Annotated in this window: 22 protein-coding genes; 5 read left to right on the forward strand and 17 right to left on the reverse strand. The window is 39.7% G+C overall.

What is annotated here, in order from left to right:
- Positions 1–13 precede the first annotated feature (13 nt).
- The 6 genes from MED217_RS18610 to menA form a co-directional block, all read right to left on the reverse strand.
- Complete coding sequence (locus MED217_RS18610) at positions 14–475, reverse strand: hypothetical protein (protein WP_009781203.1); 462 nt, start codon at positions 473–475, stop codon at positions 14–16.
- Between the two features lie 81 nt (positions 476–556).
- The gene (locus MED217_RS14055) at positions 557–1633 is read right to left on the reverse strand and encodes an AMP-binding protein (RefSeq protein ID WP_009781204.1); all 1077 of its coding nucleotides are present in this window, start codon (positions 1631–1633) and stop codon (positions 557–559) included.
- Between the two features lie 10 nt (positions 1634–1643).
- Complete coding sequence (locus MED217_RS14060) at positions 1644–2627, reverse strand: CPBP family intramembrane glutamic endopeptidase (protein ID WP_040532892.1); 984 nt, start codon at positions 2625–2627, stop codon at positions 1644–1646.
- A 3-nt stretch (positions 2628–2630) separates the two neighbouring features.
- Positions 2631–3665 (reverse strand): o-succinylbenzoate synthase, encoded by a 1035-nt coding sequence (locus tag MED217_RS14065; RefSeq protein WP_040532895.1) that lies wholly within the window; start codon positions 3663–3665, stop codon positions 2631–2633.
- Between the two features lie 11 nt (positions 3666–3676).
- Positions 3677–4357, reverse strand: a complete 681-nt coding sequence (locus MED217_RS14070) for a metal-dependent hydrolase (protein WP_009781207.1) — start codon at positions 4355–4357, stop codon at positions 3677–3679.
- Positions 4358–4440: 83 nt separating this feature from the next.
- Positions 4441–5343 (reverse strand): 1,4-dihydroxy-2-naphthoate octaprenyltransferase, encoded by a 903-nt coding sequence (gene menA, locus MED217_RS14075; protein WP_009781208.1) that lies wholly within the window; start codon positions 5341–5343, stop codon positions 4441–4443.
- A 207-nt stretch (positions 5344–5550) separates the two neighbouring features.
- Here menA and MED217_RS14080 point away from each other — a divergent pair, with 207 nt between their 5' ends.
- From MED217_RS14080 to MED217_RS14090, 3 genes are all read left to right on the forward strand, one after another.
- Entirely contained in the window at positions 5551–7299 is a 1749-nt protein-coding gene (locus MED217_RS14080) for a glycoside hydrolase family 13 protein (protein WP_009781209.1), read from the forward strand.
- Positions 7300–7389: 90 nt separating this feature from the next.
- A complete protein-coding gene (locus MED217_RS14085) occupies positions 7390–7926 on the forward strand; it encodes a DUF421 domain-containing protein (protein WP_009781210.1) in 537 nt (178 codons plus the stop codon).
- Positions 7927–8133: 207 nt separating this feature from the next.
- The gene (locus MED217_RS14090; RefSeq protein WP_009781211.1) at positions 8134–9357 is read left to right on the forward strand and encodes a DUF4998 domain-containing protein; all 1224 of its coding nucleotides are present in this window, start codon (positions 8134–8136) and stop codon (positions 9355–9357) included.
- A gap of 84 nt (positions 9358–9441) precedes the next feature.
- Here MED217_RS14090 and MED217_RS14095 read toward each other — a convergent pair whose 3' ends face one another.
- The 4 genes from MED217_RS14095 to MED217_RS14105 are packed head-to-tail and all read right to left on the reverse strand — an operon-like array spanning position 9442 to position 11619.
- Entirely contained in the window at positions 9442–10140 is a 699-nt protein-coding gene (locus MED217_RS14095; RefSeq protein ID WP_009781212.1) for an aldo/keto reductase, read from the reverse strand.
- Positions 10125–10391, reverse strand: a complete 267-nt coding sequence (locus MED217_RS19265; protein WP_009781213.1) for an aldo/keto reductase — start codon at positions 10389–10391, stop codon at positions 10125–10127. Before MED217_RS19265 ends, MED217_RS14095 begins: the two co-directional genes overlap by 16 nt.
- Before the next feature lie 18 nt (positions 10392–10409).
- Complete coding sequence (locus MED217_RS14100; protein WP_009781214.1) at positions 10410–11204, reverse strand: SDR family NAD(P)-dependent oxidoreductase; 795 nt, start codon at positions 11202–11204, stop codon at positions 10410–10412.
- Positions 11205–11226: 22 nt separating this feature from the next.
- Positions 11227–11619 carry a DoxX family membrane protein gene (locus tag MED217_RS14105; RefSeq protein WP_040532897.1) on the reverse strand — a complete coding sequence of 131 codons (393 nt, stop codon included), beginning with the start codon at positions 11617–11619 and terminating at the stop codon, positions 11227–11229.
- A gap of 153 nt (positions 11620–11772) precedes the next feature.
- Here MED217_RS14105 and MED217_RS14110 point away from each other — a divergent pair, with 153 nt between their 5' ends.
- Together MED217_RS14110 and MED217_RS14115 are read left to right on the forward strand one after the other, a co-directional pair.
- Positions 11773–12630 (forward strand): AraC family transcriptional regulator, encoded by an 858-nt coding sequence (locus MED217_RS14110; RefSeq protein WP_009781216.1) that lies wholly within the window; start codon positions 11773–11775, stop codon positions 12628–12630.
- 245 nt (positions 12631–12875) lie between these two features.
- Positions 12876–13466 carry a hypothetical protein gene (locus MED217_RS14115; protein ID WP_009781217.1) on the forward strand — a complete coding sequence of 197 codons (591 nt, stop codon included), beginning with the start codon at positions 12876–12878 and terminating at the stop codon, positions 13464–13466.
- A gap of 48 nt (positions 13467–13514) precedes the next feature.
- Here MED217_RS14115 and MED217_RS14120 read toward each other — a convergent pair whose 3' ends face one another.
- The 7 genes from MED217_RS14120 to MED217_RS14150 form a co-directional block, all read right to left on the reverse strand.
- Positions 13515–14450: an NAD(P)H-dependent flavin oxidoreductase gene (locus tag MED217_RS14120; protein ID WP_040532898.1), complete on the reverse strand. Its 936-nt coding sequence runs from the start codon at positions 14448–14450 to the stop codon at positions 13515–13517.
- Between the two features lie 6 nt (positions 14451–14456).
- The gene (gene mnmA, locus MED217_RS14125) at positions 14457–15656 is read right to left on the reverse strand and encodes a tRNA 2-thiouridine(34) synthase MnmA (RefSeq protein WP_009781219.1); all 1200 of its coding nucleotides are present in this window, start codon (positions 15654–15656) and stop codon (positions 14457–14459) included.
- 128 nt (positions 15657–15784) lie between these two features.
- The gene (gene yidC, locus MED217_RS14130; protein WP_009781220.1) at positions 15785–17650 is read right to left on the reverse strand and encodes a membrane protein insertase YidC; all 1866 of its coding nucleotides are present in this window, start codon (positions 17648–17650) and stop codon (positions 15785–15787) included.
- A gap of 97 nt (positions 17651–17747) precedes the next feature.
- Entirely contained in the window at positions 17748–19388 is a 1641-nt protein-coding gene (locus tag MED217_RS14135; protein ID WP_009781221.1) for a CTP synthase, read from the reverse strand.
- A gap of 108 nt (positions 19389–19496) precedes the next feature.
- Complete coding sequence (locus tag MED217_RS14140) at positions 19497–19739, reverse strand: DUF3820 family protein (protein ID WP_009781222.1); 243 nt, start codon at positions 19737–19739, stop codon at positions 19497–19499.
- A 2-nt stretch (positions 19740–19741) separates the two neighbouring features.
- Positions 19742–20308 (reverse strand): pentapeptide repeat-containing protein, encoded by a 567-nt coding sequence (locus MED217_RS14145; RefSeq protein WP_009781223.1) that lies wholly within the window; start codon positions 20306–20308, stop codon positions 19742–19744.
- 2 nt (positions 20309–20310) lie between these two features.
- Positions 20311–21621: an MATE family efflux transporter gene (locus tag MED217_RS14150; RefSeq protein ID WP_050759361.1), complete on the reverse strand. Its 1311-nt coding sequence runs from the start codon at positions 21619–21621 to the stop codon at positions 20311–20313.
- Positions 21622–21736 lie beyond the last annotated feature (115 nt).

Genomic DNA, 21736 nt, shown 5'->3' on the forward strand with positions numbered 1-21736 from the left:
CACCTTTTCTATATTAATTATCTCGTTTCTTTTTTCGCTTTCGCACTGCGGAACTGGAAAAATCCATCGCGATGAGTTTTTCTACTTCTTCTTCGGTCATTATAGATTTCAGATTGGTTTTAAACTCGTTTTGCATACGCTCAAAATCTTTACGCATAGTTTCCTGATCTTTGGTTTGATCTTTTTGCAATGCCATTATATTATTAAAATAATCTTCCAAATAGGTGCGCAGCACTTCGGTTTGAAAAGGGTCAAGTTCAAACTCGGCAACATAATCTGGTAAACGCTCTTCGGCAATTTCTGCAGCTGTAGGAGGTTCTTCGGTAGGGCCTTGAGGTGTTTGACTGGCTCCCATACTGCTCATTCGGCTGCGACCGTAACCGCCATAACCCCCGTAGCCTCTACCATACCCGTACTGAGCATAGATTGACTGCATTGAAAATAAAGTGATTGCGATAATAAAAATATAGCGCATAATATAAATTTTTGCTAAAGATACTAAGTTAAACCTAATTCTAAGAATTCTGTACGGCTTCTAAATTAGCATAAATTGTGCCTAAATTTCTTCGGCTGCAGTAAGGGACTTTAAGGTAGCGCCACGCTTTACTTTTCCGTTATGCGTGCGTACAAACTTAGGTGTACAAAAGATACGTTTTGGAGTTTCATACTTTCCTAAAACCTCAAAATTGAGACGGGAAGCGTCAAAACTATCACATTCTATAACAAGAATTAGGCGTTCTCCTAAAGCATCATCTTGCTCTGCACCAATGATAAACGGAACATCTATTTGATGCGCCAGTTTTTTCTCGATAGATTCTGGATACAATTTGATGCCGCCGCTGTTTACGACATTATCAATACGACCTAACCATTGGAATTTCTTATACGAAATCAAATCCACCAAATCGTTTGTAACTATAGGATCTGTCGCAACTTTTGGCGCTTTGATGACCAGACAACCACGCTCATCTTTACTCACGGTGACTTTGCTAAGCGTTTTAAATGGAGGTTCTGTTTCTCTATTCTTTTTTGAATTTACACGACGTACTGCGATATGGGTTACGGTTTCAGTCATTCCGTAGGTCTCGTAAATTTTGGTCGGGCAATCCTGAACCAGCTCTTTTAAAGTTTGGGAAAATGGCCCACCACCTACAATGAGTTTAGCCAGCAAATGCATTCTTGCAATACTATTATCAAGCTGAAAAGGCGTCATTGCAGAAAAATCATAACGCTTCAACACCTGATCTAACGGATTGGATTTAGGCGGAACAACATCGAGTTTCCAACCTAAAATTACGGCGCGTACAAGCATCAATTTTCCGGCGATAAAACGGGTAGGCAAGCAATGTAGAGCTGTAGTTCCTGCTTCTAACTTAAAGCGCTTTCCTGTAGCTTTAGCGCTATTGATCATATGTTTTTTAAGAAGCTTAATACTTTTAGGCGCTCCTGTAGAACCGGAAGTATTGACTAAAACATAATCTTTATCATTGAGCCAGTCTAGGATAAATTCGCCAAGTTCTTGCTCATAAAGTTCTCCTGTTTTCTGAATCTCCTGAGCAAAATCTCTAAGCCCGGAAGCCTTATAGGAAGTTCCGTTAAGTTGAAATTCTGGGTGTACAGGATATTTAGACATCACTTTAAATTTAATCAGGCACTAAATTATCGTCAAGCTGTAATTCTTTTGGCTTGTCAACCGGACCAAAGAGTTTTTCCTTCCAGCCGGTCCATTTATACTTATAAGCCAAAATCCCTAAAAAGATAGGATAAATTATAAAAACGGGCAATACGTCTACAATTCCGGCAGTAGGATCTGAGATATCTTTAAAAATAGAATAAGTTTGAAATGCGGTCCAATCAGCGGTAACTAATAAGGCTGAAATTAAATTGTTTGCTGCGTGAAAGCCTAGAGCAAGCTCCATTCCTTCATCCATCAAGGTCATAATTCCCAGAAGTAAACCGGTACCAAAATAGAATACCATTACAATGTCACCCATAGCACCGATTTCCGGATTAAAATAATGTAATCCTCCAAAAATAAAGGAAGTCATCACCAAGGGAAACCATCTGTTTTTTGCCAAAATACCAAAACCCTGCATCAGGTATCCTCGAAACACAAATTCTTCCACACTGGTTTGAATGGGCACAAAAAGAATGGCAACCACACACAAAATTAAAAACGGAATCAAATTGAAGGTAACTTCAAATTCTTCCGGAGCCATAAAATAGGAGAGCAATGTAGTTCCTATGGTGTAAATGGTAATCATTATAAAAGCAAACCAAACGCGTCCCCAATCAAATTTCTTTCGAGTGGTAATGATGTCTTTCATCTTCTGTTGATGTAAATATTTTACAGCAAGAAAAACTCCGCCAAGAGCAAAAACAAAAGACAATAGCATAAGGAACAAAGTCAAGTTTTTATCCAATACCCCCATCAACGTAGCTTGATCGAGGCTGCCCATTGCGTCTCCTAATTCTTCAGGATTGCCGTCATTATCCATCCATAGTTTTCCCAGAATGGCAAGTGTAAGTGGTATTTGACCAATTACTGATGCGATAATAATAAGAACCGAGCCCACCAGATACCTCCAAAACTCGTGCAACGCTTTATACGCCTGTGCTATAAACATAAATTAAAATTGAAAACTCCAGCGATTCTCCGGTACGTACCACAATTCACCGTGTTTAATTTCTAAAGGGGAAGATACATTATTTGTATATAACGCGCCAGTACCCAATCCTTGCGGAATTGTGGTTTGTTTTGAATAGGTGTACTGCGCAATGGCATTGAGGCCAATATTACTTTCTAATGCTGAAGTAATCCACCATCCTATGCCCTGCTCTTCTGCAAGTTGAATCCAGGTATCGCATCCGCGGAAGCCACCAACTAAACTGGGTTTCAAAATAATGTATTGTGGCTTTATTTTTTGCAGTAATTCTTTTTTCTTGGCATAACCAAAAACACCGATTAACTCTTCATCCAGCGCAATAGGCAAAGGTGTTTTTGCACACAACTGCGCCATCTCATTTTCCTGATGTTGTTTGATAGGCTGCTCGATAGAATGCAAATCTAATACTGCAAGACGTTCTAATTTCTGTAACGCTTCGTCTGGAGCAAAAGCACCATTGGCATCAACGCGGAGTGTTATTTCCTCTTCTGGAAAACGGTCTCGTATTCCTTGAAGCAATTCAATTTCAGCATCAAAATCTATCGCACCGATTTTCATCTTTATACAATCAAATCCGGCGGTAAGTTTGTCGCTTATTTGCTCCTGCATAAAATCGGGTTCTCCCATCCAGATGAGTCCGTTAATGGCTATTCCTTCTTTTCCCTGAGTAAATGCTGAAGGAAAAAGTTCAAAAGGATTTTGAGCACGAAAAGACCTAAACGCCATTTCTACCCCAAACTGAATGCTCGGGAAATCGGTAAGCCGCTCATAAAGGGTTTCTTCTCCAAGATGAATGTTATCGCAAACCCATTTTAGCGTTTCTTCATAGTCAGGACGGTCGTCAATACTGAGTCCGCGTAGGATTCCACATTCTCCAAAACCAACCTTACCCAGTTCTTCAATTTTGATAAACCAGGTCTCCTTTACATTCATAACGCCCCGCGAAGTCCCGCTGGGGCGTTTAAAATTTAAAACGAATTTTTTATAAGATGCTGTCAAAAATGGTGTGTTTAGAGTTCGTACGAACTACCAATTTCTAAAAGTGTAAGTTGCTTTTCAACTGCATCGAAGGCTTTGATCGCACCTTCGTGATCAATCTCAATGTAGCCAAAGGTATCATAGTGACACCCGATGATATTTTTACATTCGACAAAATCACTTGCTAGAACAGCGTCTTTGATTCCCATAGTAAAGTTGTCACCTATAGGCAAAATCGCAAGGTCAAGATCAAACTCCATCGGGATGAGCTTCATGTCCATTGTAAGGGCGGTATCCCCTGCCATATAAATAGTTTTTCCGTCGATACTGAAAATAAATCCGCCCGGCTGACCACCATAACTTCCGTCGGGAAATGAACTCGTATGAATCGCATTTACATACTTTACTTTTCCGAAAGGAAATGACCAACTCCCGCCGTGATTCATAGGATGCGTTTCGATCCCTTTTTCACCGTAATGATTTGCGATCTCAAAATTGCTCACTATAACAGCATCAGCTTGTTTGGCAATAGCTTCAGCATCTAAGGTATGATCTTGATGCGCATGTGTCAAAAAGATATAATCTGGATTTAAGGTTGAAATGTCAACTTTGTCTTTGGCTAGTTCGTTTCCGGTAATAAACGGATCTGTAAGAATCGTTGCTTTTTCAGTTTCAAAGGCAAAACAATTTTGTCCGTAGTAGGTAATTTTCATAATTGTGAATTTTTGCAACTAAATTTCGTCAAGCAGAAGCACATCAAAAAATCCTTTACTATAAGTTTTCGTTAAAAAAAGATTTAAAACAGAAAACCCAACGTAAACAAGACCGAAAAGAAGAAAGTAGCCAATGCCACTTTTTTGAGTTCAGGATCAAGCAAGGCAGGGTTTTCATTTTTTGAAACATGGATCAAATGCTTCCCTAACGGAATAAAAACCACAAATGCGATTGCAGACCACAAGAATGTGTTTGTGAGATAAAAGAAGAGTAAACTCGCTAAAAAAGCACCCAGGATCAAAGAATAATGATAATACTTGACCTTAGTTGCTCCTAAAAATACGGCGAGCGTATTTTTATTTGCTCGTGTATCGCTAAGACGATCTCTCATATTATTAAGATTGAGCACCGCAATACTTAAAAACCCAATCGTTAATGCGGGTAGAAAAACCGTCCAATCCAGATGTAGCGCGTAGAGGTAATAGCTTCCCACAACTGCGACCAGACCAAAAAATATAAAAACAAACAAATCGCCTAGACCACGATAGCCATAAGCGCCTTTGCCTACGGTATATTTTATTGCAGCCAAAATCGCTAAAACTCCTAAAACAAAGAACAGTGTAGACTCTAAGAAGCGCTCCCAACCAAAGGCCGTGTAAATAAGCGCAATACTTATTAAAAGAGTGAGAGTCGCGGTAAAAATCATTCCGTTTTTTAATTGCTTGGCCGTTAAAAGACCGCTTTGCATCGCCCGCGCCGGACCTATGCGCTCGTGATTATCAGTTCCTTTTACTCCATCGCCATAATCATTTGCAAAATTAGAAAGTACTTGAAACCCTAAAGTCGCCAGCAAAGCCAGAATACAAATATCCCACCTAAAAACTCCCGCGTGGTAAGCAAGCGCGCTACCTACAATTATTCCTGAAACCGAAAGCGGCAGTGTACGCAAGCGGGCTGCTGAAATCCATACTTGAACTGGTGTCATAGTTACATATTTACAACAAAAATAAACTTATAAAAGCGTTTAGGAAACAAACCAATATAATTTACGAGCTGCATAAAAAAAGAAACGAAAGCGTTGTAGTGATCTTTTAAATCGCTATTTTAACCATAAGATTGGGTCATACCCTATTCAAGAACAAATACTTAGAAAAGACCAAATTCTACCTATCACCATATTAACACCAGAACAATGAAAAAAATTTTACTTCTGAGTTTAATCAGTCTGACACTCTACAGCTGTGCCGAAAAGAAAAAAGAGCCAATCCCTACCCGTGAAGAAGAACAGTCTATTGATAAAAAATGGTGGAAAGAAGCCATAGTTTATCAAATCTACCCTAGAAGTTTTCAGGATACAGATGGTGACGGTGTAGGAGATCTACAAGGTATCATCAACCGGCTAGACTATGTAAAAGATCTTGGAGTTACTGCCGTATGGCTCAACCCGATTTACAGTTCGCCCAACGATGATAATGGCTACGATGTGAGCGATTATAGAAATATTATGAGTGATTTTGGCACTATGCAAGATTTTGACACGATGCTTTCTGAGATGCACGCAAGAGATATTAAACTTGTGATGGACATTGTGGTAAATCACAGCAGCGATGAGCACCCGTGGTTTAAAGAAAGTCGTAGTTCAAGAGACAATCCCTATCGTGATTATTACCACTGGTGGCCCGCAGAAAAAGGAGCCCCCCCTTATCGCTATAGCCTTTTTGATGCTGAAGGAAATGCCTGGAAATATGATGAGAAAACCGATGCATATTACCTGCATTATTTCTCTCAAAAACAGCCCGATCTAAACTGGGAGAATCCTAAAGTGCGCCAAGAAGTTTATGATATTATGACCTTTTGGGCTGAGAAAGGCGTTGACGGCTTTAGACTTGATGCATTTCAATTTGCAGCAAAAGACACTACATTTCCTGAGTTTCCCGAGGGTTTTGAGAAAAACTTCATTCAGTATTATGCGATGCAAGATGGCTTGCACGAGTATCTAAAAGAAATGAATGAGCAGGTTCTTAGTAAATATGATGTGATGAGTGTTGCCGAAGGCGCAGGAAGAACGCTGGAAGAGGCGCACGAACTCGTAGATGCTGATCGTAAGGAGATCAATATGGCATACGCCTTTGACGGGGTTGACATTCCTAAAGTAGACGGTTACAAACTTTCAACTTTCAAAGAAACCTTTTCAAAATGGGATAGTGCTTTTGCCGATAAAGGCTGGATCTCTATTTTCTTATCCAATCACGACCAAGCCCGTATGGTGAGCAGGTATGCTAATGATAGTCTGCCCTATCGCGCTCCGTCTGCAAAAATGCTCAACACATTTATCTTGACTATGCGTGGAACACCTTATTGCTATTTTGGAGACGAACTAGGAATGACCAACAACCCAAAACTTCAAAACATTGAAGACTATCAGGATATCGCTGCAATAAACGGATACAAAAAGGCAAAAAGTCAAGATGAAGATATGGAAGCATTTATGCGGAATTTACGCTTTGGCTCCCGTGACCACGGCAGAACACCGATGCAATGGGACGCTTCAGAAAATGCAGGTTTTACCACTGGAAATCCGTGGTTACCGTTAAATCCTAATTATGCTGAAATCAATACTCAGGCTGAAGAAGCCGATGAGAATTCGGTATTAAATCATTTTAAAAAACTGACTGCTTTGAGAAAAAATGCAGACGCTTTGATTTATGGAGATTACGAACTCTTGATTCCAGAGCATCCGCAAGTGTATGCGTACACACGTAGTTTAGGCGACGAGCAGTTTCTAATCGTACTCAACTTTAGCCAAGAGCAAACTTCAGTAGAATTAGAAGGTCTCAGCAGCTTTTCAGAACTAAAAATCAACAATTATTCTAATCTGAAAAAGACTGCCAAAACACTAAGCCTTGCCCCCTATCAAGCGGTGATTTTGGCAAAGTCTTAGCTACACTTTAGTGATTATTTAATAGGTAACAAGACTTTTAAAAAGGTTTGTATATGTAACTTCAAAATCAACCTAACCAAAATACAACCTATGGAAACCTCTTACTTTTTTAAAAATCTAAATATGGTCCCCGAAGTCTTTTTGGGGACTCTTTTTATTTTTCTGCTTGTGGTTATTCTTACCCGCATTTTTGGGTTGAAGAGTTTTAGTAAAATGACCGGTTTTGACTTTGTCATCACAGTGGCCATTGGTAATATTATTGGGATGAGCATCAATTCTAGTAAACCGGCAATTCTTCTGGGCGCCTTCATACTACTTGCGCTTTTTTCCTTAAACTATGCAGTAACCCTATTGCGCTTCAAGTCTAAAAAAGCCGAAGATCTAATAGACAACGATCCTCTATTATTAATGGAAAACGGTGAGGTTCTAGAAGAGAACATGAAAGCCAGTAAAGTCACCCAAGCTGAACTGCAATCTAAATTACGAGAAGCAAATGTGATCAGACTCAATCAGGTAAAAGCGGTTATCTTAGAAACCACAGGAGAAATAAGTGTCCTTCACACCAATGACGCTAATATTACCATTGAAGACTATATTCTAGGTGATGTGGCGAGAAGTCGCTCCTAATCCTTCTAAAACTCAATTATACAGTAAAGGACCGGTCAAACACTCAGTTAAACGTTTTAGCAATCCACTGAAAATCAAACCGCTTCAAGCAGGATAGCACAGGGTAGCTTTTAAAAAATCCTTCCCTAATTTTACAAATATTTAAGATTTTACATGTTTTGCGATATCGATTTCGCTAATTTAAGTTCATTTTAATAATTGTAACATATGAAGTTATCATTACGTTTTAACACTTTGCTGGTTTTCAGTTTCTTTCTAATTACTGCTTTGGGTATACTCTCGTGTGATTCAGATGACACCTTACCGGTAAGACCTGAAGAAACCAGCGTAGCTCAACTGCAGGCATTTTCAGCTAAATCTGGTAAGAACAGAGTACTCATTGAGGGTACCATTCCCGCAAACTCTAATATCACCGAAGTCACCATTTATTGGAATGACAAAGCAGATGCTAAAAGCATTTCTGTAAGCTCTAGCAGTGAAGAGCAACATATCGCTACCTTTATCGAAGACTTAGAAGAAGGCTTTTATACATTTGAAGCGCAAACGATTGATGCCTCAGGCAACGGATCGGTAATTCTAACCGGAGGATCTGAGGTTTACGGCGATCCTTACATAAGCACGCTATTTAACAGACCTGTAGACACCAATTATTTAAGCCGAAATGAACTAGAAATCGTTTATGGAGGAATGGATCTTACCACAGGTGTGATTGGTACCGAAATCATGTATGAGAATACAGACGGTGAGATGGAAACTGTTTATCTACCTATTGAAAATGATCAAGTACGTATAGAAAATTTCAAGAGAAATGCTTCTTACAGCTATCGCAGCCTATTTATTCCTTCTCCTGTATCAATAGATACGTTTTATACAGACTATACCAGTTTTAAACCAGAGCCGCCGTTCCCAACCCTAGTTAATGCAGCAGTACCTTTCCTTGCTTCTTCGGTGCAAGGTAGATGGGGAATTCTACAAGACTGGACTACTACAGAACCTGTACGCGTGCACGCCGGAGGTCACGGTGGATGGGATGAGTGGAATAATAATATTTTCAATATTGAATCAGGATGGGGAGCTCCCGCCATTACCAACGGAAAAATCTATCAAACGGTAGAGGCTAAACCCGGTGAATATGCGTTAGAAGTTTCGGTACGTGACAGTAACCATAGCGAGAGTGACGAAGGAGGATCGTACTTTGTAGTTGCCAAAGGTATGACCTTACCAGATGTAGCCGATGTGACCACGGCTTCAGAAGTTTTGGTTTATGAACGCATTCACACAACCGCCGTAAGCAACCCAGAAACCTATAGACTCGAATTTTCTGTTGATGAAATTTCTGACATAACCATTGGACAAATCACTACACAATGGGGACAAACCCCTGGGCGTTTCTGTAACATTTTCTCTTTTGAAATTGTTGCCAATGAATAATTTATTTATTTGAACTAGCCTTCAAATAGAAAGGGGAACTTTTAATAAAAGTTCCCCTTTCTATTTTTTAACAAGTCATAAAACTTACTTACTCGCCTGATCTAACGCATCAAGATCTTCTTTATCTAAGGTTAATTTGGGCGCTTCAAAAATGGTTTTTAATTGCTTCTCACTCGTTGCGCTTGCAATAGGAGCACCTATATGCGGCTGCGCCATCAACCAAGCCAAAGAAACTGTAGCTTGTGACGTATTATGTTTATTAGAGACTTGATCTAATGCTTTCAACACCGCTAAACCTTTTTGATCTAAATATTTTTTCACACTGTCTCCACGTACACTTTTATTAAGGTCTTCCTCAGAGCGGTATTTCCCGGTCAAAAATCCTGAAGCCAATGACCAATATGGGAAAACCGTGAGCTCATAGTTTTCGGCTAAAGCTGCATAGTTGCTCTCGTAGCCTTCACGTTCAACTAAATTGTAATGCGGTTGTAAGGCTTGATATTTGGGTAAATTATACTTTTCTGAAGCTGCGAAAGAGGCTTCTAAACGTTCTGGTGAAATGTTTGATGCAGCAATATAACGGACTTTTCCTGCTTTTATAATTTCATTATAGGCTTCAAGCGTCTCTTCTACAGGAGTTTTTTCATCATCAAAATGCGTATAATACAAGTCAATATAATCGGTTTGTAAGTGCTTAAGTGATTTATCAACCGCTTCCAGAATGTGTTTTTTACTCGTATCAACAGGATGTTTTCCGGTTTCTCCACCTACTTTAGTCGCCATGATGATTTGATCTCTCTATTTCCGCGAGATTTCATCCATTTTCCTAAAATGGTTTCAGATTGACCACCTTCTTTTCCGTCAACCCAGTACGAGTACATATCTGCGGTATCAATAAAATTGAAGCCGTGATCTACAAAGGAATCAAGAATTTCAAAGGATTCTTTTTCATCTAAGGTCCAACCAAAAACATTTCCACCTAAATTAATAGGTGCCACGTTTAAGTCAGTTGTACCAATTTGTATCTTTTTCATTATCCAGTTATTTTAGCATTATACAATATAGTTTGCCACACCACCATCTACTCGTAATGCTGCTCCGTTTGTTGCTGCCGAAAGCGGACTCGCAACATATACGACCATATTGGCAACTTCCTCAGTTTCTGCAAATCTTTGAATTAAAGAAGTTGGTCTGCGCTCTTCAAAAAACGCTTCAACAACTTTTTCTACCGAAGTATTTTGTTCTTTGGCAGTTTCTTTTAGGTCGTTGGCATTAGCTCTACTCATTGTTGGTCCCGGCAATACGCTGTTTACGGTGACATTGGTTCCCTTACTCAGTCTTGCCAGACCTCTTGAGATCGCAAGCTGTGCGGTTTTACTAAAGCCATAATGCACCATTTCAGTAGGAATATTAAGCGCAGATTCACTCGAGATGAAAATGATGCGTCCTTCATCCTTTTTAAGCATTTTAGGAAAGTAATGTCTGGCTAGACGTACGCCGCTCATCACATTTACTTCAAACATTTCAAACCACTGCTCATCAGTGATATTCTCAAAATCTACTTGATTAAAAATTCCAACGTTATTCACGAGAATATCAACTTCCGGAATTTCTTCAAGCAGATGATCTATGTGCTCCTTCTTAGCAAAGTCGGCAACGATTCCTGTAATCTCCTCGTTGCCTGTCTCCTTCTTCAATTGTTTAATGACCTCTGCGATGTCATCTGCTTTTCTTCCATTTATGATAACGTGTGCGCCTTCTTGCGCAAGTCCTTTTGCAATGGCTTTTCCTATACCGGCTGTTGAACCGGTTACCAATGCAGATTTTCCTTTTAACTTTAAATCCATAGCTTTTGTTAGTTGTTAGTTGTTAGTTGCTTTTGCTAAATAGTCCTTGATTGTATTCTGAAAACAAAAAGAGTATCGCCAGATATAGACCATAAAACAGTTGAATACCAATAGCCGACCAATTCTCTTGAAATGAGCATCCAAAAATGAGAACACAAATGAGTAAAATACCCACAGCAGCCGTCTCTTTTGCTTTAAAACCAATGATTAGCGCGATTCCTAATAGTAATTCTACAAAAGGAAGTATAAGGGCAAAAGGCTTAACGAGTTCAACCGGCAAATAAGTTTCGGCAAAAGAGTTTGTCATGCCCTGAGCAAAAGCGCTTAGTTTAGGAATACGTATAAACCCGTGTCCCAAAAAACTAAAGCCAATGGGTAATCGGGCTAAGGTATATGCTGCGTGTTTATTTTTCATAGCCTTTAAGTGATCCAAGCATATTCAATTTTGAAACAATCGATAGATTATCTAAATATTTAAACAAAAGTTTTTCTTTTTCTACTACGAAATAACAACAGATTAACACACAAGCCCTTGTAAAAACATATCATTAAACTGTAATTTTACATCATGAAACGTTATACTCAGTTTAACAGATTAATCGTTGACGACTTTACCACCGATGTTTGGGAGCATCCATTGCATAACCACAATCATTACGAAGTCATCTTTATCAGGTCGGGCTCTGGTATTCATCATTTAAATAATAGTTTGGTACCCTATCACGCGGGACACTTGTATTTATTAGGCCCTGAAGACGAACACGAATTCATCATTGAGGAGCCTACAAACTTTGTATACTTCAAGTTTACCAAACTCTACTTCGATACGTTTGACGGTGAAAATCCTGCTGTATGGAATCAACATATTGATAAATTGCTCAGTAAAAAATGGAGTCGAAAGCGCAATCTGCTGAAAAACAAAGAAGACATAAACATCGTTGATGATCTCTTTAAACTTATTGTAACTGAATATGAACGAAATGCATTATTGAGCAAAAAATTGGTCAACCATCATTTCAAAGCGATTTTACTAGTACTGAACAGAAACGGCCCCAATTGCGATAAAAAACAAAAACGAAGAGCAGATTCTGACATCACTGAGGCCCTGCTAGAATACATCGAACTCAATATTTACGATCCAAAAAGTGTATCGCAAAAAGAGATCGCTCGGTATTTTCACTATTCTCCAAATTATATCGGTATCCTCTTCAAGAAAAATATTGGCACTTCACTTAAAAAATACATACAAGATTATCGTTATAATCTTTTAAAACAACGACTCAAACACGGTCATCAGAGTACCAAACAACTCAGTCTTGATTTTGGGTTTACAGACGAAAGTCACTTGCACAAATTTGTAAAAACACAGTCAGGAAAAAGTCTTATAAGCTTAAAAAAAGAACTCGTTCCTGAAATGATTTTGTAAAAATTCCCGTAGCTCACCTGAAAAGTAAAGTGCTTTGCTTCAGTTTTAACAGCTCATACTAAAAACGTCGACAATAGATTTCAAAAAAACTAATTATCAAGTATTTAAAATTATAAATTATGTGAATTTTTAGATTTTCAGATTAACATTGCTTAACAGAACCGCTGTTTTTTTAATATTTCTTAAGCAGCGACGTGTAGTTTATAGCCCTAGCTTAGTACTAAACATTTAAAAAATCTAAAAAGATGAAACGTTTATTTATATATACCAGCACAGCACTTTTATCACTAGCATTATTTGCTTGTAATACTAACACGGCTAAGAAAGATTTGGCACAAAATGAAGTCGTAGAGCAACAACTGGAAAAACCCGAGCCACCCAAGGTTGTAGTTCCCGAAGGTTATGATTTATACAAAAGCCCGAACCTTATGAACGGGTGGAAACTAAATTTTCTGCATCCGGAGCACGCATCAGTTGAAGGCAAAGGAAATCAATTGACAATTCGATATACGGGTGAAGACAATTCATTTTACGGTGGACTAACCGACGGATTTATTGTTTCTATGACGATGAGTACTGATGAAGCTTTGGAGCAAAGGATTGAAAATAATACTCCTGAGAAAATGGGTGATTATGAAGTATATTCTTACCGTGCATTGAACAGTATAGGTTCCGCACAAGTAGATCACTATTTAATTCAATTGACTGAAGCCGGAGACTCTCAACCGGTTTATGCCGATTTCTCAATGGCCGTAAAAGGTAATTCTGAAAAGGAGTATAATGCTTTAATTAAAGCCATCTTTGAGTCGATGTCTTGGACAAAGACAACGGTTTAAATACCTATAACTAACTAATTAAAAAGGCGCCGATGGCGCCTTTCTTATTTATAACTGCGGAAGTTTTATCGCTTTAAATTCGGTAATGATTTCGGCGACTACTTCTGCTGCGGGTTTAATTTCGTGAATGAGTCCGGCGATTTGACCTATTTCTAGTTCGCCCTCTTCAAGATCGCCCTCAAACATTCCCTTTTTTGCTCTTCCACGTCCTAATAGCGCGCTCAATTCTTCTTTGGTCGGCGTGCTTTCATAAAGACGCTTTACGTCTGTGTAGAACTTATTCTTCAGTAATCTTACGGGAGCAAGCTCTTTTAAAGTAAGTTCGGTAGCGCCTTCTTTAGCCTCTACTACCAAATCTTTAAAAGCTTGATGACTGCTTGCTTCAGGTGTAGCGACAAATCTGCTACCTATTTGTACACCATCCGCTCCCAAAATCATCGCAGCAAACATTCCCTTTCCTGTTGCAATACCACCTGCGGCAATTAAAGGAATTTCTAGCTGCTCTTTCACCATGGGAATCAACGTAAAAGTCGTCGTCTCCTCGCGACCATTATGGCCTCCTGCTTCAAAACCTTCAGCGACCACAGCATCAACGCTTGCATCCTGGGCTTTCAACGCAAACTTTACACTGCTTACTACGTGCACGACTTTTATACCGTGATCTTTCAAATGCGTCGTCCAGGTTTTAGGATTTCCGGCGCTGGTAAATACAATTTGAACTCCTTCTTCGATAATGATTTGCATCAGTTTATCGATATCCGGATACAGCAATGGTACATTTACGCCAAAAGGCTTTGTAGTTGCTGCTTTACATTTTTGAATATGTTCACGCAGTACTTCGGGATACATAGAACCCGCACCTATAAGTCCCAGACCGCCGGCATTACTCACTGCACTGGCAAGTTTCCAACCGCTGTTCCACACCATTCCGGCTTGAATGAGTGGATATTCAATATCAAAAAGTGCTGTGATTCTATTCAAAATAAAAGTTTATGAGATTACGCCACTACCTAAGCATTCGTCGCCATCATACCAAGCTACAAATTGTCCTTCACTAATCGCAGATTGTGGATTTTCAAAAGAAACAAAAAGCCCATCTTCCACTTTATGCAACCAGGCTTTTTCAAGCGGCTGTCGGTAACGAATGCGTGCTTTAGTTTCTACAACTTCTCCTTCCTGAAGTTTTAGATCTTCTCTGATATAATGTACCTCATCCTCTTGCACAAACAACGCGCTGCGCAACAATCCCGGATGGTTTTTCCCTTGACCGGTATAGATCACATTTTCTTCAACGTCTGTATCTATCACAAAAAGCGGTTCTGGCGTACCCCCTACGGCAAGACCTTTGCGCTGCCCTTTTGTAAAATAATGCGCCCCTTGATGCTTGCCTACAACCTTACCTTCGGCAATGCTGTACTTTGGTTTTTTAGCTAATACAGCAACATCAGTCACGGCGACATCAGAATCATTAGCTTCTTGAAAATCGTTAATTTTTTCCTGAGCGCGTTCCGCAGGAATTTCTACAATCACGCCCTCTTTCGGCTTTAATTTTTGCTGAAGAAAATCAGGTAAGCGTACTTTCCCGATAAAGCATAAACCTTGAGAATCTTTCTTTTCTGCAGTCACCAAATCTTGTGCTTTTGCTATTTTACGCACTTCGCTTTTCTGCAAATGCCCAATAGGAAATAAGGTTTTGGCAAGCTGTTCTTGAGATAACTGACATAAGAAATACGACTGATCTTTATTAGCATCCGCTCCGGCTAGCAATTGATATACAGGCTTCCCATCAATTTCGGTCTCACCTCGCTGACAATAATGTCCTGTAGCCACATAATCTGCTCCGAGATCGAGCGCAATTTTCATAAAAACATCAAACTTGATCTCACGGTTGCACAACACATCAGGATTAGGTGTGCGTCCCATCTCATATTCCCAAAACATATAATCTACAATACGCTCTTTATATTGCTCGCTCAAATCTACCGTTTGAAAGGGAATCCCAAGTTTTTCTGCAACGAGCATGGCATCATTACTATCATCGAGCCAGGGGCATTCATCTGAAATGGTCACCGAATCATCGTGCCAGTTTTTCATAAACAAACCAATCACATTATAACCGGCCTCCTTCAACAAATATGCTGAGACGCTACTATCTACACCACCACTAAGGCCTACTACTACGGTTTTCATACAGTTCAATTTGAATGCTAAGTCGAATACTTTTGTGCAAAATTACGAAAACAAAGAGCGTATTTCTAAAAAACGAAAAGCTTCAGTAAGGTACTGAAGCTTTTCAATTTGTGGTGGGACAAAAAAGATTATTTATTGCGCTGCTGTTTTTCAGCTTGCTCCATCATTTCAGAAAACTTCTGAGAGAATTTGCTCTTCTTTTTTGGCTTTGCCTTAGCTGTAGCGATCTTCGCGTGAATTTTATCTTCATCTAAAATAAAATTCTTGATCACTAGCATAATTCCGATGGTAATCAGGTTTGAAATAAAGTAATACAAACTCAATCCACTCGCATAGTTGTTGAAGAAAAACAACATCATAATTGGTGATAAATACATCAGGAATTTCATATTCGGCATTCCCGGCTGCTGTGTTTGCTGCATACTTTGACCCGTTGTCATCGTCATATAAATAAAGATTGCAATAGATGCCAAAATCGGGAATAAACTCACGTGATCTCCGTAAAACGGAATATGGAACGGCAAGTCTGCAATTTTATCATAGCTCGATAAATCGTCTGCCCAAAGGAAGCTCTTATGTCTTAATGCAAATGCCGAAGGGAAAAAGGTAAACAAGGCATAGAACACAGGAATCTGAAGCAATCCGGGAATACAACCACTCAAGGGGCTGGCACCGGCTTTACTATAAAGCTTCATCGTTTCCTGCTGCTTCTTCATCGGGTTATCTGCATACTTCTCGTTGATCTCATTGATCTCCGGTCTTAAAACCTTCATCTTTCCTTGAGATAAGTACTGCTTGTACTGCACCGGAGAAAGCAATAATTTGATCGAGATCGTCAATAAAATAATGGCAATTCCTGCAGGGAAATAAGCGATCAAGAAATTAAAGAACGGGATGATCAAGTATTTGTTGATCACACCAAAAATCCCCCAACCTAACGGCATCGCTTCGTCAATATCTCGATCGTAGTTGTTTAAGATCTGATAATCGGTTGGACCATAATAGAAGTCCATCGCATAGTTAAGCTCGCCATTTACCGGCTTCAGCGTCATATTGGCTGCATACTGCTTGGTATATACGGTATCAACTTCTTCATCTTCAACCAAATTTTTAGAAGAAAAACGCACCTCATCAAAAGGTTGATCGGTTAATAATATAGAGCTGAAGAAATGCTGTCTAAAGTTAAACCAGTCTACATCGGTCTCGATCGCATCATCATCACCGGTCTGGTCTAATTTGTCGTGGTCTCCTTCTTCATATTCATAAGTTAAACGCGTATAACGGTTTTCATAAGTAATACTTTTTGCGTGACGATAACCCTTCAGTTGCCAATCTAAATTGATAGGCTGCGAAGTATTAACTACATTTTGTAATCCTACTGTTTTGATGCCGAAGCCCATCATATAGTCATCTGGCGTCAGCGTATAGCGGTATTCTAAATATTCTGAATCTGAAACTTTAAGTTTCATAGACAGCACTTGATTTTCTCCTTCTTTTGAAAGTGAAGGTTCAAAGTACAAGTTCTCACTGTTCAAGGTGCGATTATCTGTAGTGCTGAAGGTAAGATTGAATCGGCTGTTTCCATCTTTAATTAGGTAAACAGGAACAGAATCATAACTCTTGAAATTCTTCAAACGTGCTTCAGTAATAAAACCACCTTTGTTGCTCACTTTAAGCGCAAGCACATCGTTTTCCAGCTCGGTAACATCATCTGTCGCTGAAGGTAAAGTCGCTGAGTACGCAAAACTTCCTAAAGTAGCTTTGTAGCGCTCTAATGCCAAAGAGTCATTTTGCGGCGTGGTGCTTTCAACTACAGCATCGGTTTGCGATGCTTTTTCTGCAGCTGCTTCCTGAGCTTCAACCTGCTCTTCTTGTGCTTTTTGCGCAGCAAGTTCTTCTTCAGTTGGCTGGTTTTGCCAAAGCATAAATAATAAAATAGCTCCTATTAAAAGGAACCCAATCATTGACTGTTTGTCAAATTTCTTTTCTTCCATAATCATCGAGGCTCACGCCTTATTGTATTCGTATGTAATTTAGTTTACGGGAAACCCGGCTAAGTTAAGTGGCTAGAAGCAATAACAATCCCACAGATTAGTTTTGTGCCACATTGTCGGAACTTTTTGATTGACTGTATTTTACTGCAGCCTGAACATACGCCACAAAAAGCGGATGTGGGTTCGCCACAGTACTCTTATATTCAGGATGGTATTGAACGCCTACAAACCAAGGATGATCTTCCATCTCAATGATCTCTACCAATCCGGTTTTTGGGTTTGTACCTGTGATTTTAAGTCCGGCCTTTTCTAGTGTCTCTCTGTATTTATCGTTAAACTCATAACGATGACGGTGACGCTCTGTGATCAGTTCACTTTTATAAACATCAGCAACAATACTATCTGCCGCCAATTTACAGTCCCAAGTTCCTAAACGCATCGTTCCGCCCATATGCTTCAGGTCTTTTTGATCTTCCATCAACGAAATTACAGGAGCCGAAGTATCTTTTTGCATTTCGGTAGAATTGGCATCTTTCAATCCTGCAACGTTGCGTGAGAATTCAATAACTGCCATTTGCATTCCTAGACAAATTCCTAAAAACGGAATTTTATGTTCGCGGGCATACTGCACGGCTTTGATCTTTCCTTCAATACCGCGCTCACCAAAACCTGGAGCTACGAGTAGACCGTCTAATTTTGAGATCTTATTCTGAATCACATCCTGCGAAATAAATTCAGAATGTATAGGCACTACGCGTACTTTAACCTCGTTTTCTGCACCGGCGTGAATAAAGGCTTCTAAGATCGATTTATAAGAATCCTGAAGCTCAACGTATTTACCAATAAGACCAATCGTCACTTCGGCCTTTGGGTTTTTATGTCTGCGTAAGAATTCGTTCCAACGCGTAAGTTCTGGCTCACTGTCTTGAGATAGCCCCAACTTTTGAAGCGTGATCGCATCAAGACCTTCTTCCAACATCAAGTTAGGTACGTCATAAATCGTTGACGCATCAATAGACTGAATCACCGCTTCTTTACGCACGTTACAAAACAGCGCCAACTTCTCACGAAGATCATCGCTCAATTCGTGCTCGGTACGACAAACCAAAATATCAGCTTTGATTCCGCTTTCCATCAAGGTTTTCACCGAGTGCTGCGTTGGCTTAGTTTTCAATTCACCCGCAGCCGACAGATAAGGAACAAGGGTTAAATGAATGACCAAAGCATTCTCATCACCCAATTCCCATTTCAACTGACGTACCGATTCGATATACGGTAAAGACTCAATATCACCAACAGTCCCGCCAATTTCAGTGATCACAATATCATAATCTCCGGTATTCCCCAGATGCTTGATACGTTCTTTAATCTCATTGGTAATATGCGGCACCACCTGAACGGTTTTACCCAAAAACTCACCGCGGCGTTCTTTCTCTATAACGCTTTGATAAATGCGACCGGTGGTCACGTTATTTGCCTGAGAAGTATTTACATTTAAAAAGCGCTCGTAATGCCCTAAATCTAAGTCGGTTTCTGCACCATCATCGGTTACATAGCATTCTCCGTGCTCATAAGGGTTAAGTGTTCCCGGGTCAACATTAATGTATGGGTCTAGCTTTTGAATAGTCACACTATAGCCTCTTGCCTGAAGTAATTTAGCCAATGAAGCTGCGATTATACCTTTACCTAATGAAGAAGAAACCCCGCCCGTGACGAAGATGTACTTTGTATCTGCCATCTGTATCCTGATTATTTTTTAAGCTCTTTTTAACATGAAGAGCGCGTCTACGGGATGCAAAGATAGCGATTTATTGACGAACCTTTTAAGTGGTTTTTAGGATAATTTTTAAGGTTTTCTTTTAGGCTGAGGCGCTGGGTATTGCCGTTTGATTTTAAAAATAAGCTCTTCTAACCCATTGATTTTGATCTCGTGCATTTGCTGCATCATAAAACCCAGTTTTCCCTCAGGAAAGCCTTTTTGCTTAAACCACCCAAAATAGTACTCCGGGATTTCTACCAAATAACGGTCTTTGTATTTGCCAAAAGGCATTTTGTAATAGGCAAGTTCGATAAGGCTTTCCGGGTTCAAGATCAAACAATTTTAATGTGATAACTACGGAGTAATCCGGCTAAACCTCCTTTGTTGAAGATCGCTCCGCGTATTTTATTTTCATCAGGATTGAGCTCATAATGTACCGCCGAAGAAAAATCGGTTTGTTCCAGATTGGTTTGGTCAAAAGTGGCTCCTGCAAGATTGCATTCGTCTAGAAAGACGCCTGAAAGATTAGCTTCAGTAAAATCGGCTTCTTTTAATTGACATTGACTGAATTGAGACGAACTCAAATCAACTTGATAAAAACTGCTAAAATCAAGCGTACATTGCGAACAATATACCTGAAACAGAAAGCTGTTACAAGCTTCAAAGGCAATACCTAGCATTTTGCACGCTGAAAATTCACACTCTTGAAAGGCCGTCTGTACCAATTTGGCTCCACTCAAATCGCAATTTTCAAACGTACAATTGGTAAACGTAAGCTTTGAAAGATTGGCTTTCGCAAAAACACAACTCCTGAATACACAATCTTCAAAATCTGCAACGAATGGGTTTTCAGCAAAATTGTGATTTTCAAAAATTTGGTCTGTGAGGAGTTCGTTCATAATTAGCCTGCTGTAGTTTTTCCTTCGGAAACCTGATGAATCAGTTTTCGGCTTAAATAATTAAAACGAATATACAACAACACCGCCGAAGCACTAAGCCCCGCAAGCAAACCATACCAAATTCCCTGACTTGCCATTTGATCTTCCTGACCAAAATACCAAGCCACCGGAAACCCAACCAGCCAATACGCGATAAAACAAATAAACGTGGGAATATTTACATCTTGCAATCCCCGCAATGCCCCCAGAATAACCACCTGCAAACCATCACTCAATTGAAAAAGTGCCGCCACAATAAGCAACTGCGCAGCAAGTAGGATCACTTCAACATTATCAATATAAAATGTGGGGAGGATATCTTTGAGAAGTATAAACCCAACGGCAAAAACCGCTTCGATCAAAAACACCTGTAAAAACAGCGAGAATGCAATGCGACGCATATTCTCAAAATCGGCTTTTCCTTTTTGATTGCCCACTCTAATGGTTGCGGTAACCCCAAGTCCCACTGCGATCATAAACGTCATCGCCGCAAGATTGAGCGCGATCTGATTTGCAGCCTGGGCGTTGGTTCCTAAAATTCCAGATAAGAAAATGCAAGAAGTAAAAAGCGACACTTCAAACAACATTTGCATTGCCGTTGGAAAGCCCAGATCAAAAAGCTTTTTAAAAATAGGAAGCTGAAACGCTTTGCGACGCGTCCACACAAAATACGGTTGAAACTTCTTTTTTCGGCTTAAAATATAATACAGCATCCACAGCATAAAGAAACGCGAGATCAAGGTTCCATAGGCGGCACCAACAAGCTCCAGACGCGGGAAGATCCAAAAGCCGTAAATAAGAATAAAATTGAAAAACACGTTAACCACATTTGAAACCAAAGTAGCATACATCGCATATCTTGTGTTTGACAAGCCGTCTGCAAATTGTTTAAATGCCTGAAACACCATCAACGGGATCAATGAAAATGCTACAATATCCATATACGGGATAGCGAGTTCAACCACCTCAACAGGCTGATCGAGATAGTATAAGATAGGTTTGGCCAGCAGTAATAAGACAAAAAGTAAAATACCATTTAAAGCACACATCACGATCCCGTGGTGAAAATAATTGCGCCCGGTTTGTGTATCATTTGCACCATCGGCTTCAGCAACTAAAGGCGTGATCGCAAAAGAAAAACCAATTCCCAAGCTTAGTGCAATAAAGATAAGACTGTTACCCAAAGAGACTGCGGCGAGTTGTGCAGCTCCCAAACGCCCTACCATAAGATTATCGGCTAAAGCAACAAGAATATGGCCCAACTGCCCCAACATCACCGGGTAAGCAATCTTTAAATTTTGTCGAAATTCTTTAGTATAATTTGATAGCACAACGGTATTTTTTTGCGGACTGCAAAAGTAAGATTTAAGTTCAACAACAAGTTTACTT

The organism is Leeuwenhoekiella blandensis MED217 (genome assembly GCF_000152985.1).
Lineage (GTDB): Bacteria > Bacteroidota > Bacteroidia > Flavobacteriales > Flavobacteriaceae > Leeuwenhoekiella > Leeuwenhoekiella blandensis.